Annotated in this window: 12 protein-coding genes; all 12 read left to right on the forward strand. The window is 38.1% G+C overall.

Going from position 1 to position 15,469, the window contains the following annotated elements:
- Positions 1 to 370: 370 nt before the first annotated feature.
- The 12 genes from tagH to CWB75_RS03095 all read left to right on the forward strand — a co-directional run bounded on the left by tagH (position 371) and on the right by CWB75_RS03095 (position 15,457).
- Positions 371 to 1,639 (forward strand): type VI secretion system-associated FHA domain protein TagH, encoded by a 1,269-nt coding sequence (gene tagH / locus CWB75_RS03040; RefSeq protein WP_054201394.1) that lies wholly within the window; start codon positions 371 to 373, stop codon positions 1,637 to 1,639.
- Positions 1,640 to 1,654: 15 nt separating this feature from the next.
- Positions 1,655 to 2,119, forward strand: a complete 465-nt coding sequence (gene tssJ / locus CWB75_RS03045; protein WP_138569860.1) for a type VI secretion system lipoprotein TssJ — start codon at positions 1,655 to 1,657, stop codon at positions 2,117 to 2,119.
- Between the two features lie 16 nt (positions 2,120 to 2,135).
- Entirely contained in the window at positions 2,136 to 3,464 is a 1,329-nt protein-coding gene (tssK, locus tag CWB75_RS03050; protein WP_138569861.1) for a type VI secretion system baseplate subunit TssK, read from the forward strand.
- A gap of 22 nt (positions 3,465 to 3,486) precedes the next feature.
- Entirely contained in the window at positions 3,487 to 4,767 is a 1,281-nt protein-coding gene (gene tssL, locus CWB75_RS03055; RefSeq protein ID WP_138569862.1) for a type VI secretion system protein TssL, long form, read from the forward strand.
- 10 nt (positions 4,768 to 4,777) lie between these two features.
- The gene (gene tssM, locus CWB75_RS03060; RefSeq protein WP_138569863.1) at positions 4,778 to 8,287 is read left to right on the forward strand and encodes a type VI secretion system membrane subunit TssM; all 3,510 of its coding nucleotides are present in this window, start codon (positions 4,778 to 4,780) and stop codon (positions 8,285 to 8,287) included.
- Complete coding sequence (gene tagF / locus CWB75_RS03065; protein ID WP_010389388.1) at positions 8,269 to 8,997, forward strand: type VI secretion system-associated protein TagF; 729 nt, start codon at positions 8,269 to 8,271, stop codon at positions 8,995 to 8,997. Before tssM ends, tagF begins: the two co-directional genes overlap by 19 nt.
- Positions 8,998 to 9,037: 40 nt before the next feature.
- Positions 9,038 to 9,787 (forward strand): PP2C family protein-serine/threonine phosphatase, encoded by a 750-nt coding sequence (locus CWB75_RS03070; RefSeq protein ID WP_235575556.1) that lies wholly within the window; start codon positions 9,038 to 9,040, stop codon positions 9,785 to 9,787.
- Between the two features lie 202 nt (positions 9,788 to 9,989).
- A complete protein-coding gene (tssA, locus tag CWB75_RS03075; RefSeq protein WP_138569864.1) occupies positions 9,990 to 11,105 on the forward strand; it encodes a type VI secretion system protein TssA in 1,116 nt (371 codons plus the stop codon).
- Positions 11,106 to 11,120: 15 nt separating this feature from the next.
- Positions 11,121 to 11,624 carry a type VI secretion system contractile sheath small subunit gene (gene tssB, locus CWB75_RS03080; RefSeq protein ID WP_010389380.1) on the forward strand — a complete coding sequence of 168 codons (504 nt, stop codon included), beginning with the start codon at positions 11,121 to 11,123 and terminating at the stop codon, positions 11,622 to 11,624.
- Positions 11,621 to 13,111 carry a type VI secretion system contractile sheath large subunit gene (gene tssC / locus CWB75_RS03085; RefSeq protein WP_010389377.1) on the forward strand — a complete coding sequence of 497 codons (1,491 nt, stop codon included), beginning with the start codon at positions 11,621 to 11,623 and terminating at the stop codon, positions 13,109 to 13,111. Before tssB ends, tssC (CWB75_RS03085) begins: the two co-directional genes overlap by 4 nt.
- 37 nt (positions 13,112 to 13,148) lie before the next feature.
- On the forward strand, positions 13,149 to 14,675 hold the full coding sequence (tssC, locus tag CWB75_RS03090) for a type VI secretion system contractile sheath large subunit (RefSeq protein ID WP_010389374.1): 1,527 nt from the start codon (positions 13,149 to 13,151) through the stop codon (positions 14,673 to 14,675).
- A 2-nt stretch (positions 14,676 to 14,677) separates the two neighbouring features.
- Positions 14,678 to 15,457, forward strand: a complete 780-nt coding sequence (locus CWB75_RS03095) for a type VI secretion system accessory protein TagJ (RefSeq protein WP_138569865.1) — start codon at positions 14,678 to 14,680, stop codon at positions 15,455 to 15,457.
- Positions 15,458 to 15,469: the final 12 nt, after the last annotated feature.

A 15,469-nucleotide genomic window follows, 5' to 3' on the forward strand; every position in this document is an offset into this window, starting at 1 on the left:
GTTAAATAATTACAAAGGTAAATATTCTCTGCTTATCTATCAATTTTCCCTCTGATATGAGTATGTATTTTACAAAAATATACAATTATAGCAATGCCTGAGTGACATATTGTTGCTGGTAAATTTCCCTTACTATATATTGAAAAAGTCGGTTTAAAGCTAGAAGGGGTCTCTAAACAGGCTGTTTTTGGCCTAGTTATAAAGCATTACGGTAAAATCTTTCATCGCTGTGTAATGTGTTTATCAAACATCTTGTTTTAGAGACAAAATCAAGAGCGCAATATTTTCTTGTGTTAATTTCAATGTTGACAATAGTTTCGCTTCTACTTTATCCTGTTCACAATAACGATATAAGGGACTGACTTATCAAATGGAACTGATACTAAACATCACTAGCTATCACAGACTTTCGCCTGAAATAGAAGCCACTAAAACTGTAACAGATTCATTAACTTTTGGTCGCTCTGAAGCGTGCGATTGGCATTTACCTGATCCCGAAAAAATAATCTCAAGTAAACACGGTATAATAGAAAAAGAAGGTGACTCTTTTTACGTATACGATAATTCAACTAATGGATTATTTATTAACTTTGCTGTAGCGCCGCTTGGTCAAGGCAACAAACAACGTTTGTCAGACAGTGACGTATTAACCATCGGCGATTTTCAAGTTAATGTAGTGCTAACATCAGATCAACAAGCTGATGTGAGTAGTTCTGCTCCAAGTCATTTTCAATCAGTAGATACTTTCGCTACGCAAAACTCTCAACCGGCTGAGCAGTCTATACCTTCATTCGATGACTCGATTATGAATGAGTCGATGCCTGAGATATCAGTGACTGCGCAACAAACAACAGATAATCATATTCCTGAAGACTGGGATGAATTAACGCGCCTTATGAATACCGATGACTTTGACATTGGCAATAATGTTAGCAATTCATCAGCACCTGTTGATACTCCTGCGCCTATTCAAGAACCTCCTCGTTCAAATAGCCACGCTAATGAGCACAAACCTGACAAACAGTCTGCACCAATAAAGAACGTAGTTCAAAATGACAAGGCGTTATCTGATGCGTTTTTAAAAGGGTTAGGGATTAAAGATGAGCTTAAAAATTCGTTAGATAATGAAAAACTGTGGTTTGAAATGGGCCAAGGCCTTAATTTATTGCTCACTGAGCTTATGGAATCTTTACGTCAACGCGCGATTGTAAAAAACAAATTAAGATTGAATCATACGATGTTTCAGGCTGAACAAAACAATCCATTAAAATTTTCTGCCAATATTGATGACGTTATTCAGAACTTGTTCATAAAAAATAGTGCAAGCTTTCTGTCTTCGAATGAATCTATTAAAGAAAGCTTTATAGACACACGTAAGCATGAGCATGCTTTACTCGCTGGTGCAGACGGTGTGTTAAAAGGGATGTTATCGCAGGTTTCTCCCATGCAAATTAATCAACAGGCAAACGATAATTCTAACGTGTTAAAAATTATTCCTGGTCAAATAGAGTCTAAATGCTGGAAGTTATATCAAAGTTTATATGATGATATTTCTCAGGAAGTGAACACTAAAGGCGCCATGGCAATGTCTGATGATTTTTTAAAGGCATACAACGATCGAATCAAAGAAACGCACTAGAAAGGAAAGTAAATAATGTACAAAGTTAAGCTCTACTTATTGAGTTTTAGTTTACTATTTTTGGTTATGGGTTGTTCTACGATGAATAAAATCGTACCTCCTTCTACCGATCTGATCATTAATGTATCTAAAAATGTTAATCCAGATACGTCAGAACGTCCTTCTCCAGTGGTAATGAAAATTTTTGAGCTTAGCTCAAGAACTATTTTTGACACGCAGGACTTTTTTAGCTTGTACGACACACCAGAAAAAATCCTCGGACCTGACTTATTAAAAAAAGATGAATTAGAACTTCAGCCTGACTCAATACAACAATATAAAATGAGCCTTAATCGTAATACTCTTTACGTTGGGGTTGTTGTTGCTTATAGAAATATAGATCAAGCAAGGTGGAGAGCGGTTATAGAAGTTGATCCTACCGGCTATGACGATATCAATGTTAATGTAGAAGCAATTGCGACATACATGAGAGAGCAATAAAAAAGGATTTTTAAAAATGGGTGATAACACTCGTGTTGCTTGGACTGAAGGAATGTTTTTAAGACCTCAGCACTTTCAACAAGCAGATAAATATATTTCTAATGTTATCAAGCAAGTATGCAGTGGCAATCTTGCTGATCCGTGGGGAATAATCGATATAAGTATTGATAATGAATTGCTTAACAGCGGGCAGTTTGCTGTAGACGCATTATCAGCAATCACTCCAGATTTATTACCAATAGATATGCCTCAATCAACATCATTACCTGAACCGCTAGTGGTTAATAAAGATGTTTTTGATGAGATTGTTTATCTTGCTATCCCTGCGCTAAAAAATAGCGGGATTAATATATCTTCAGCCGACGATAACACCGTTACTCGGTATAAGCTCAATGACTTGTCAGTGAGTGATGATTTATTAGGGGCACAATCTCAGGAAATTATTCAAGTTGCGAAAGTGTATAGCAAATTGATGCTGTCTTCTGATGATCATTCAGGCTATATCGTATTACCTTTAGCTAGAATTATAGATGTGAGTAGTGAAGGGCAAATAAAGTTAGATGCTAAGTATATTCCTCCTTCTTTAAAAGTAGGGCAATGCAAACCTTTATCAGGGCTGGTCAGAGAAATTGGCTCAATGATAAAGCAGCGCGCTGAAAGTATAGCCGCTAGGCTCAGTCAAGGCTATGCAGGGAGTAGCTCAGTTGCAGATTTTATCATGCTGCAAACACTAAATAAGTATGATGCGATATTTAATAACTTGCTTAGTGTCAATAGCTTACACCCGAATGTATTTTATAGTCGTTTAATTGAGCTTGCGGGCGAGTTGTCAACTTTCAGCACAGCTAACAAGAGGGTGCCTAAATTACCTAATTATGACCATACTAATTTAGGACAGGTATTTAATGAAGTGGTTAACTTTTTATACCAATCGTTAAGCCATGTTATTGAGCAAACAGCAACTGAAATTAAACTTGAGCAAAGTAAATTTGGTATTTCTTTTGGTGCGTTGAAAGACAAGTCAATTCTCAATTCAGCTCAATTTGTTTTAGCAATCAAAGCAAGTGTGCCCCATGAAGAATTAAGAAAAATTCTGCCTTCGCAAATTAAAATTGGCAGTGTAGAAACTATTCGAGATCTGGTAAATAACCAAATTCCAGGTATTACGATTAGCAATTTACCAACAGCACCAAGACAAATTCCTTATCATGCTGGTTTTCATTATTTTGAATTAAATAGGCATGGTGAACATTGGGATAAATTACGTTCCAGCGGGGGAATTGCTATTCACCTCTCAGGAAATTACCCAGAGCTACAATTAAGCCTTTGGGCGATAAGAACTTAACTTTTTAAAAGGAAGAGTTTCAATGGACGAAACCATTATTAAACCTCGCCCAGGTCGACTAGGGCGAAATACGCCAAGTAGTAATCCGGCACAAAATGATGCTGATAAAACAGTGATGTCGGTCGAGCCACCTTCTTCGAAGCCATTAGGTAATAACAAAGTATCGATATTTAAAAACCCTTTGTTAGAAGCAGCAACCGATTGTTTTTCTCTTGTAATTTCAATTAATCAATCGCTTGAAATGAGCAACCTCGCAGCGCTTAAACATCGTTGTGTTGAGGCAATCAAACGATTTGAAGTGGAAGTTCGCAATCAGCACTTATCAAAAGAAGTGATCAATAATTCGCGCTATTGTTTGTGTGCCATTCTTGATGAGTCTGTATTGAACTCAAAGTGGAGTTCAATGGAATGGGCAGATGAAAGTCTACTTTCTACTTTTCATAAAGAAACATTTGGCGGTGAATATTTTTATACGTTACTTGATTCAGGCTTAGGTCAACCAGAAAGAAATCAACAGTTTTTAGAGTTGCAATATCACTGCCTAAATTTAGGGTTTAAAGGTAAATATCGCCTAGGTGCCGGTGGTGATACAAAAATCGAAGAATATCGTTCACAACTTTATCATTTATTAAACCAACTTAATGGGCCAATTAACAACAAGCTGTCTCCAAACTGGAAGCAAAGAGTAGCAGCCGGTGTTGAACTGAGAAATCAAGTTCCGCTATGGGTTATATTTTCTGTATTGGGGCTAATATTATTGATGATCTATTTATCAATAAATATGAAACTAAATAATGATGTTGTTGCGATTAATGAAAAGCTAGCCGGTATTCACCCCTTAGCAGTCAACCAGACGGTTGATAAAAAAGATCAGCAATTACGTGTCCTTGAACAGTTGTTGCAAACAGAAATTAAAATGGGGATTGTTGCCGTTGCTAAAACCTCAGATGGGATCCGCATTACAATCAACAGTGAAAACTTGTTTAAGCAAGGAGACGCGCAACTTCTCCCTTCATTCCAGCCTATTTTAGAAAAGTTAGCGTTAAGCCTAGAAGGAACTAAAGGGCGAGTCCTCATAACAGGTCATACAGATGATTTACCAATTAGTACTGATACGTACCCTTCTAATTGGCATTTATCTTTAGCCAGAGCAACACAAGTTGCTAATTTAATGGCTAAAAGCACCAACTTGAGCGGTCGTCTATGGCCAGAAGGAAAGGGCGCAGCAGAGCCTATCGCCAGCAATTCAGATTCAGCTTCTCGGTCGTTAAACCGCAGAATTGAAATCGATCTATTATTTTAATGAGGCTGTAATGAGTTTCTCACAAAAATTTAAGAAAATAACCTACGCACTAACGTCTCGAACCGCTATGTTAATTATCGGTTTTTTAGCCTTATCATTATTAATTTGGTTTGGTGGTCCTTTAATTGCAGTGGCCGATTATGTTCCGCTTGCCGGTGTCGCAGCAAGACTATTAACTATTTTATTGATAGTACTCGTTTTTTCAGTAACCAAAATTTATCGCCTTATGCAGCAAAGCAAACGTGATGAAAAAATGGCAGATGAGTTAATAGATAATAACGATGCAAACAGTAGTGAAGTTAACGAAGAAATAACCACCCTAAAAACCAGAATGAATGAAGCCATAGATTTACTCAAAGACGTAAAACTATTTAAAGGTAAAAATATATACCAATTACCTTGGTATATCATGATTGGTCCACCTGGCGCAGGTAAAACAACGGTTATTCATAACTCAGGCCTAGATTACCCATTAAAGGATAAGCTTGGGGTTGATTTAGTGCATGGTGTTGGTGGTACGCGCAATTGTGATTGGTGGTTTACCAATAAAGCGGTATTAATCGACACTGCAGGGCGTTATACAACGCAAAGTAGCCACGCTAAACACGACTCTAGAGCATGGGAAGGCTTTCTCGGCTTACTAAGAAAGCATCGCCCATTACGCCCTATAAATGGGGTAATGATCAGTATGGGGATTTCTGAACTTATGAGTCAAACCAAAACTGAGCGAAATCTTCATGCGCGTGCTATAAAACAACGCCTTCAAGAATTACAAAACCAGCTTGGTATGACATTTCCCGTCTATGTTATTTTTTCTAAAGTAGATTTAATTGAAGGATTCAGAGAGTTCTTTGGCGAACTTACTGAGGAAGAATGTGAGCAAGTTTGGGGGATCACCTTTGAGCTTGATTTAGATAAAGATACCCAAGTCGATGCATTCAATAAAGAATTCCACGCTTTAATTTCTAAACTTACAGAGATGTTAAACCGTCGATTGATCAATGAACGTAATGAAGCTATTCGAGCTAAAATCTTTGAGTTCCCCAGACAATTACGTGTGTTACAAGGCGTTGCTGATGACTTCTTGAAAGAGATTTTTACTCCTAACGCTTATGAAGAGTTACCTATGTTTAGAGGCGTGTATCTAACCAGCGCCACTCAAGAGGGGACCCCTTCGAGCTTTTTAAATGATGCAAGTGCAGATAAAACCGATTACATAAACCAATCTAAAAGCTTTTTTATTAAAAACGTTTTAGAGAGCGTTATTTTCCCTGAGCAAAACTTAGCAAGCACTAACAAACACCATGATAAACAGAATAAGTGGCTTCGAATTGCTAGTGTGTCACTTGCGTGTATTGCTTTGTTCGGTTTTTCAATTTCTTGGTATTTCAGCTTTGCGTGGAATAGCAACTTAATTGATGCAACAGATGAAGCAGTTGCCACGTACCAAGAACTAGACTCATCTTCTTTTGATAGAAATAATCTACTGGTACTAAATGACAGACTAAATGCATTAAGAAACTTGCCAGCAACCAATGCTCAGTTAATTGATCCTGAAGATGCATCTTCAGTTGGCTTTAATAAGCTTACTGAAATTAAAGAGTCTTCTGCTAATGCTTACAAACGTTCTTTGCAAACCTATTTAGAGCCCTTCATTGCAAACACGTTAATAAAGGAAATGGAGGCTCACCCAGAGCATCTTAGCTATTTATATGAAACGCTCAGATGCTACTTAATGCTATTTAAACCTGAATATTTTGAAAGTGAAGATATTTCCGTTTGGTTTAGTGCATATTTAGATAGAAATTTGCCTGGTGATTTGAACATGCAGACGCGTAATGAGTTGATGAATCATATTGCTGCGTTGTTAAAAGAGGGCGTAACACAAACCGAAATAGATAATCAGGCGGTTCGCGTAGCTCGTGCAGAACTCACTAAACTACCGATTGCAGAAAGAGCATACCAGCGACTTCAAGCTGATTTTCTTGATAGCAGTATTCCGCCTTTCAGATTAACCGATATTATTAGCTTTGAAAGTGCGCAAAAATTTACTTTTCGTAATAATGGTGATTTAACGCGCAGTATTCCGGGGCTATACACTTTTAACGGTTTTCATGGCATTTTTAATATTGAAAAAGGAAAAATGCTTGGCAACTTAATGGCCAGTAGCTGGGTGTATGGTCAAGAAGCCTCTGGCACGTATGATATCTCTAAAGCAGAGATAGAAAAGAAGCTAGAGCAACGTTACTTTCAAGATTATATCTATTATTGGCAGTCGTTTTTAGATGACTTGAGTCTTAATCAATACAGCTCACCTGCTGAGGGTGTGAATATTACTGATGTATTAGCAGGCTCAGAAGCGCCAATAAAAAATATCATCAATGCAGTTAAAAAGAATGTTCAACTAACTAAGCTACCTGTTTCTGAAAATCAAAAAGTCGCAGGGGATATTGCGGCTAATGCAGCTAAAGTTGCGATGCAAACGAAAGCAAATCGAATCAAACGCTTCTTACCTGACGAAGCGCCTAAGTTTGAGGTACAGCTACCGGGCTATCAAGTCGAAGAGGCGTTTGAAGATATTATCGATATAGACATTCAGCAGCTTGATAATATTCAGAAAAACTTAAGAGAGTTGAATATTTATCTAACTAAACTTGATAGAGGTGATCAGCTTAAATACTCAATTAAAGATCAAATAAGTGGTAAGAGTAAACCGAGTTTTATTCGCCAATTAGAGTACCAAAGTAGTGATTTGCCTTATCCGTTTAATAGTTGGTTGCTTGATATAAGTAGAGATACTAGCAACATCACCAAAAATAGTGCTAACAGACATTTAAATGAAATTTGGAAAAGTAAAGTGTTGCGCGAGTATAACGCGGCAATTGTGGGGCGTTACCCATTTGCTCCGCAGGCAGAAAAAGAAGTCAGCATTAAAGACTTTACTCGCTTCTTTGGCCCCAATGGCACCATAGATAACTTTTTTAATAGCTATGTAGCTCCGAGTGTGGACATGAGCTCTAGCCCGTGGAAATTTGAGAAAGATATTGGTATTAGCAATAACACCTTAAAAATGTTTGAGCACGCTTTCAAAATTCAAACCGCATTTTTTGAACGTGGTAATGACACACCCCGAATTGAGTTTGGCTTACGTACTTTTAATTTAGATAAAACGGTATCTAGTTTAATGATTGAAATTGATGGCCAGTCAATGATTTACCGTCATGGTCCACTCAAAGTTACAAACTTTGTATGGCCTGGCGCCAGTGGCCAAAGTAAAACTCGCGTTGTGTTTACACCGCCAAACGGTGGGCGTTCAATTAACACGACTTATCAAGGCGAGTGGTCACTTTATCGAATGCTAGATGAGCTCAGTGAAAAGCGCAGCAAAACCCGTCAAGATCTAGAGTTACATTTCTCTTTGATGGGGAACAATGCAAAAGTAGAATTACTGCCTAGCTCAATCAGGCATCCGTTTTGGAACAGCAGTGTAGAGAAGTTTTCATGTCCGACCCGATTGTAGATATTGGTTATCTTGGCAAGGTGCCTTGTTTAGGCGACTTTGTTCAAGATAACGTAACTAAAGAGTTTTCAGAGCATTGGGAGCAATGGTTACAAGCTGCCATTGCTGTGAGCAAAGAGCAACTTGGTGATGTTTGGCAAGAAAGCTACCTAACAGGCCCTGTTTGGCACTTTGCCTTAAGCCCCAATATTGTGGGTGATACTGGTATTATGGGTACGTTATTGCCCAGTATGGATGCAGTAGGAAGACACTATCCACTAACAGTAACTCGTGCAACTCATATTGCTCCGGTTGATGTGCTTCATTCTGGTGTTTTTTCATTAGAGTACGAAGATGCTGTTCTTAAAGTACTTGATGGCTCTGTGGATTTGTTCTCTTGGCGAAAAGAACTAGCCAGTACATTAAGTGAAGTTGCTGCAAATAAAAAGCAAGTAAGTTATGCCAATTCAAAAGATAAAAACAAACAAGCAGTCGCACTAGAGTTTTCAGGTACAGAGTTAAGCGATCATATTTTACAAGATGCCATGCATGCTATATTACATAAAAAGTATGGTGATTATAGTGTTTGGTGGACACATGGTTCTTGTAATATAAAACCGATGGTACTGATCACGTCAGCTTTACCGCCAGTTAATCAAGTAGCCGCTATGCTCGATGGACGTTGGAAGCATTGGGAATGGAACTACACACAGGTAAAGAATAGTGATTAGTAATTTAAGTACAAGTTATGCCATAACTCATAGAGGTGCAGTGAGGCAGCTAAATGAAGATGCGCACGTTGAAATTAACAGCCATAACTTATGGGTCGTAGCTGACGGTATGGGCGGGCATGAAGCGGGTGAAGTTGCTAGTCAATTAGTGGTTGATGTGATTAGAACTACTGTTGAAAAGCTCAGGCTAGAGGACTTGACCGTAAGTCATATTGTTAGCGCTATAGAAGATGCAAATAAGCAACTAACTCAGTATAGCGCTGAATATTTAAGCAATAAAACAGCTGGCAGTACAGTAACAGCTTTGTTTGTTAAGAATGAGCGCTATTACATATTATGGGCTGGTGATAGCAGAGCCTACTTATTACGTAATGGCAAACTAACTCAAGTTTCTCGAGATCATAGTCAAGTTAATGACTTAATCGACGAGGGAATGATCTCTGTTGAAGAAGCTAAAAGCCACCCATTATCTAACGTTATTACTCGTGCTGTAGGGGTAATGGATGAAGTGAAAGTTGATGTAATTGAGGGTGAGATAAACAAAGGCGACATCTTTTTACTGTGTTCAGATGGCCTTACCGGTGAATTATCAGATGAAGACATATGTTTGTCATTAGAGCCCAGTAGTATTATTGATTCAGGAATGGCTTTAATGCACTCCTCGTTAGTCAGAGGTGCTAAAGATAATGTGACTTGTATTTTAGTGAAATATGATGATGTAGATGCCAATCAATCGATACAATCTTGCAATATACAAGATGAGGCAACGATTCCATTGTTCACTAAGTAGCTGATTAAGCCTGTTTTAGTATATTTAAGAAAAAAATTGTAAATATATCAGGAACAAAAAAACTGTTATTTCAATTATTTATAAAATAACATTAGCCAGCTTATCGGCACAATGGCGCTGAAGCTTGTAATTTAATTTAAAGAATGTAATATTATTCACGCTCTAAGCTTTAGAGAATATGGATAATATTTAGGACAATGGAATGTTTTTATTTGAAGAGTATATTTCCCCTATTTCAGATACTGAGTTTGCAGGTAGTGATCCGCGCTCAGATGTCTCTCCAACGTCTACTTACTACGCCTTAAAAGATTTAAGAAACCAACTTCGTGCGGCTGAAAGAAATGCGTTAGTCGATGAAGAAGGAATTGCTTCGCTTTCTCGAGATTGGATTCCGTTACTTGAGCAATGTAGTGAGGCAATTAAAACCGAAAGTAAAGATATAGAATACCTAGCATGGCTAATTGAAGGCTTATGCCGCGTTCATGGCTTTAAAGGCATTGCGTTTGGTTTTAGTGTTGCTAAGCACCTTTTGGAACATCATTTTGAGTCACTTTATCCAACACTTGATGACGGTGATGAAATTTCAGACAAAGTGTCTGCATTAGTTGGCTTAAATGGCAGTGCTGGTGAAGGTACGTTAATTATTCCAATTAAAAGTATATACATGACAGACAGTGTCAGTATGGATCCTTTTTCTTTTTGGGAATATCAGCAAGGTTATGACATTTCACGTTTAAGTGATGAAAAACGTGAAAAGAAGATAACCCAAGGCGCCGTTGATTTTGAACAGCTTGAAAAAAGTGCAGCCGAAACCAGTACTGAGTTTTTTGTATCTTTAAAAAATGATATTGAGGACGCGATAGAAAAGTTTGCCGCTTTGAGTGAGGTTATGGACGAGGTAACGGGTGAGCCACAACCTACGTCTAATATTAAACAAGCATTAAAAGTGAGCTTAGCTGCGGTAAACCATGTTGCAGCAGATAAACTTGAAGCAGCACAAATTGCATTAGATAAGGCAAATGCTGAGCCTGAAGAGGAAGCGGTTGAAGATGCGAGTGAAGCAGACGCAGCGCAACCTAAAAAGCGTGTCAGTGATGAGATTGATTCGAGAGAAAACGCAATAAAAAAACTTCAAGAAATTGCGACATTTTTCAGAAAGACTGAACCTCATTCACCAATGTCTTACACGATAGAACAAGTTATTCGATGGAGCGAATTATCGCTACCTGAGTTATTAAATGAGTTAATTACAGATAGTGATGCTAGGACTGGATACTTTAAGTTGTCTGGCATTAAGATCAGCGAAACTGAAACATAGTAAAAGGAGTTCTCAATGAGTATCCATGATAAGTTAAAACGAGTTCGTAAACCAAGAGTACATATCACTTATGATGTGGAAACTGAGGGCGCGGCAGTAAAAAAAGAATTACCCTTTGTAGTAGGTGTAATGGGTGATTTTTCTGGTGATAACACAGAAGCACTTAAACCACTAAAAGATAGACGTTTTATTCAAATTGATCGTGATAACTTTAATGATGTTTTAAAACGTATGAGTCCTTCTCTGCGTTTAAAAGTAGACAATACATTAACGGATGATGGTTCTCAGTTTGAAGTTAACTTGAACTTTAAGTCGATTGACGATTTCGAGCCTGCTGCGGTTGTAAACCAAGTAGAACCTTTACGCAAATTGATGGAAACGCGCAACAAGCTGCGTGACTTGATGACCAAAATTGACCGTTCAGAAGAGCTTGAAAATGTACTCGAAGAAGTATTAAGCAATACAGCAAGCTTAGACTCGATGGCTAAAGAACTTAACTTAGAGGAGACTGATAAATGAGCACTGAACAATTAGCAACAGAATCAGAATCGGTATCAGAAGTAAGTTCTTCACTATTAGAGCAAGCAATTGGTGCGACTAAACAAACAGAGTCGAGCCGTGCTGAAGAGTTACTAAAAACATTAACCGAAGAAGCATTAAAAGGCACAGTTCAATGGAATAAAAACATGACTGTGACGTTTAATGAAGCTATTCAGTTAATCGATCAAAAAATCTCCAAACAGCTAAGTGTGGTGATGCACTCGGATGAGTTTCAAAAACTTGAAGGCTCATGGCGCGGTTTACACCACTTAGTGATGAACTCTGAAACAAGTTCTACATTAAAAATTCGTGTTTTAAACATGAAGAAAAAAGAGCTACATAAAGATTTGAGTAAAGCTGTTGAGTTTGATCAAAGCCAAACCTTCAAGAAAATTTACGAGTCTGAATTTGGTACTCCGGGTGGTGAACCATATGGCACTATCGTAGGTGACTTTGAATTTACTAATCACCCTGAAGATGTTGAAACATTAAGCTTAATGTCTAATGTGGCTGCAGCTGGCTTCTGTCCATTTATTGCTGCCTCTTCACCGTCTTTATTTGGTTTTGATAATTGGGAAGAGCTTACTAAACCACGTGATTTAGAAAAAGTATTTGAATCATTAGAATATACTAAATGGCGCTCATTTAGAGACAGCGATGATTCACGCTTTGTATCACTTACTATGCCGCGTTTCCTTTCGCGTTTACCTTATGGTGCAGCGTCAAAACCAGTTGAAGAGTTCAACTACGAAGAGTTTGAAGTTGAGCCAAAAGACGGCCGTTCAGTGAGCACTGATAATGGTGATTACTGTTGGAGTAATGCAGCATACGCTATGGCAACTAACATGACCGCTGCGTTTTCTCAATACGGTTTCTGTACTGCTATTCGTGGTGCTGAGGGTGGCGGTAAAGTGGAAGGTTTACCGACTCACATATTTACTAGTGATGATGGTGACCCAGATCTTAAGTGTCCAACAGAAATTGGCATTACAGATCGTCGTGAGGCAGAGTTAAGCCAGTTAGGCTTCTTACCTCTATGTCACTATAAAAATACTGATTATGCTGTTTTCTTTGGCGGTCAAAGCTGTCAAAAACCAAAAATTTACTCAACGCCTGATGCCACGGCTAACGCTGCTATTTCAGCTCGTTTACCATACTTAATGGCAACTTCTCGCTTTGCGCATTACTTAAAAGTAATGGCACGTGACAAGATTGGTAGCTTTATGGAAGCTGAAGACGTTGAATCATGGTTAAACCGTTGGATCCTGTCATATGTAAATGCGACAGAGGGCGGTGGTCAAGACATTAGAGCACGTTACCCTCTTGCAGATGCAAAAGTATCTGTGAAAGAGATCCCAGGTCAACCTGGTGCCTACAACGCTGTTGCTTGGTTGAAACCTTGGTTACAAATGGAAGAATTAACGTCTTCTTTACGTCTTGTAGCTAAAATCCCAGAGATCGGTTAATAATACCGCTCTCTCGCATTAAGGATGATGCAATAGAATGAATCACGAAGAGTTTTCATTTATAAATCAAGACTTCACTTTTCAACAAAAGTCACAGTCTCGAATTAGTGATAATGACGCTTTGCTCGATAGGTTTTTAAATGAAAAAAACCTAGATAAAGCGTTATTGTTATGGCTTGAAGGCTCTTCTGATTCTCCCCTTTCTTGGAATAAGGAGTCTTTAAGTCCTTATTTACAACGTGTAATTATTGAACTCGATCAGCTTATTTCATCGCAACTCAACCACATAATTCATGCTAATAGCTTTCAACGTTTAGAAGCTAGCTGGCGTAATCTATGGTGGTTATTATTACAAACAGAGCAACAAGACAAAGAAAAAAAAGTAAAAGTTAAATTGCTCAATTGTGATTGGTCAACGCTCTCAAAAGACGTGAACAAAGCGATTGATTTTGATCAAAGTATGTTTTTTCAGTTACTTTATCAAAACGAGTTTGACAGTGCCGGAGGCGAGCCTTTTGGTATTGTAATTGGTGATTACGAAATTAGTAATGGTTGCTCAGCAGGCACTATTTACAACGATATTGATACCATAAAAGAGGTATCAAGAACGGCAGCGGCTGCATTTTCTCCTTTTATATGTTCGGCATCGGCTAATTTATTTGGTGCTGATAGCTTTTCAGATTTAGGTTATTACTCTGATTTATTTAATCAGTTTGAACAGCCTGAATATATAAAATGGCAAAGTTTTAGAAAAATGGAAGAAGCCCGCTTCATGGGCTTTACATTGCCTCATGTATTAGTCAGGCCGCCTTATGTTAATGATGGCAAACGCCATCAAGATTTTTACTTCAAAGAACAAATAAAAAATCCAGAAACAGATATGTTGTGGGGCAGTGCAGCGTATCAATTCGTATCAACAATAATTAGAGCTTACTGCGATAGCGGTTGGTTTGGTCACATTCGTGGTATAGAGCCAGGTAAAGTCTCTAAGGGATTAGTAACAGGGCTTGCTCGTGATAGCTTTGCAAACGATACCTATCAAAAAGAGGCAAAGCCGCCACTTGATTTATTAGTAACCAGTAAGTTTGAAAAGCAATTTTCTGAGCTCGGTTTTATCCCAGCTTCTTCGGTTACAAATACGGAGCATATTGTTTTTTACAGTAATGCATCGGTTCAAAAAACAAAAAATTACGATTCAAGTGCTGCCAATATCAATGCGCGCTTATCTTCTATGTTGCAATACATTTTGTGTGTATCGCGCTTTGCGCACTATTTAAAATTATTAGCCCGCGATCGTGTCGGTTCTTATAGCACAGCACAGGCCTGTGAAAGAGACTTACAAGCGTGGATAAATAACTACACTACTGCATCAGATTCCGCGTCTGAGCATATTAGAAGCAAATATCCACTGAGTAATGCAAAAATAAAAGTAAGTGAAAATAAAGCAAACCCGGGGCATTACTTTTCGGTTTTGCAGTTACAGCCCCACTTTCAGTTAGACCAAATGGTCTCGAGTATTAAGTTAATAACAGAGCTCAGTCCTCATCATAAAATAAAGGAATAATCATGAAAAAAATACACAGTTTAATTCGCGAGGGAAAACTTGCTGATGCTTTATTATGCTGCGCTACCGAGTTGCAGGATGAGCCTTTAAATTTTGACATTAGAAGTATTTATTCTGAATTACTTTGCATTAATGGCGAGCTTGAAAAAGCAGACAAACAACTCGACTTTATGGTGCAAAAGAACCCAGAGTTTGCTGTAGGTGCAGTTAACCTTAGACATTTAATTCGTGCCCAACAATCGCGCGTAGATTTTTATCAAGGTAAGGGTATTCCTAAACTTTTTCATGAAGCCAATGAGCTAGATACCTTGTTTTTAGAAATGCATGTTGCTTTGCTTGAAGGTGAAACATCTGAAGCAGCCAGTCTTGCACAACAAATGGAAGCGCTTCGCTTGGAGAGTGTTGAAGACGAGCAATCAGCAATTCGAGATTTAGATGATAGCTTAAGTCCTTATTTAGAAGTGCTAGGCACGAATGGCGAGTTTTACCTGGCTAACTTTAATGAAATTGAAACATTAAAAGTAGAACCTGTAACGTCATTATTAGAGAGTATTTGGTTACGCGTTGAAATTACTATTAAAGACGGCCCATCGGGCACCGCTCACTTGCCACTGGTTTACGCAAACTCAAATACAGATCTAGAAAAGCTAGGCCAAGTATCTGATTGGGAAGAACTTCAAGACGAATTTATTGTAGGCAAAGGAATGAAAATGTTGTTTGTTAACGATGAAGCCATCACTGTTCCAAATCTTAAAATAAACGCCCTAGAAACAGCTGAGTAAGCATAGTAAATA

The sequence above is a fragment of the Pseudoalteromonas sp. S1608 genome (genome assembly GCF_005887265.1).
Classification (GTDB): Bacteria; Pseudomonadota; Gammaproteobacteria; order Enterobacterales; family Alteromonadaceae; genus Pseudoalteromonas; species Pseudoalteromonas undina.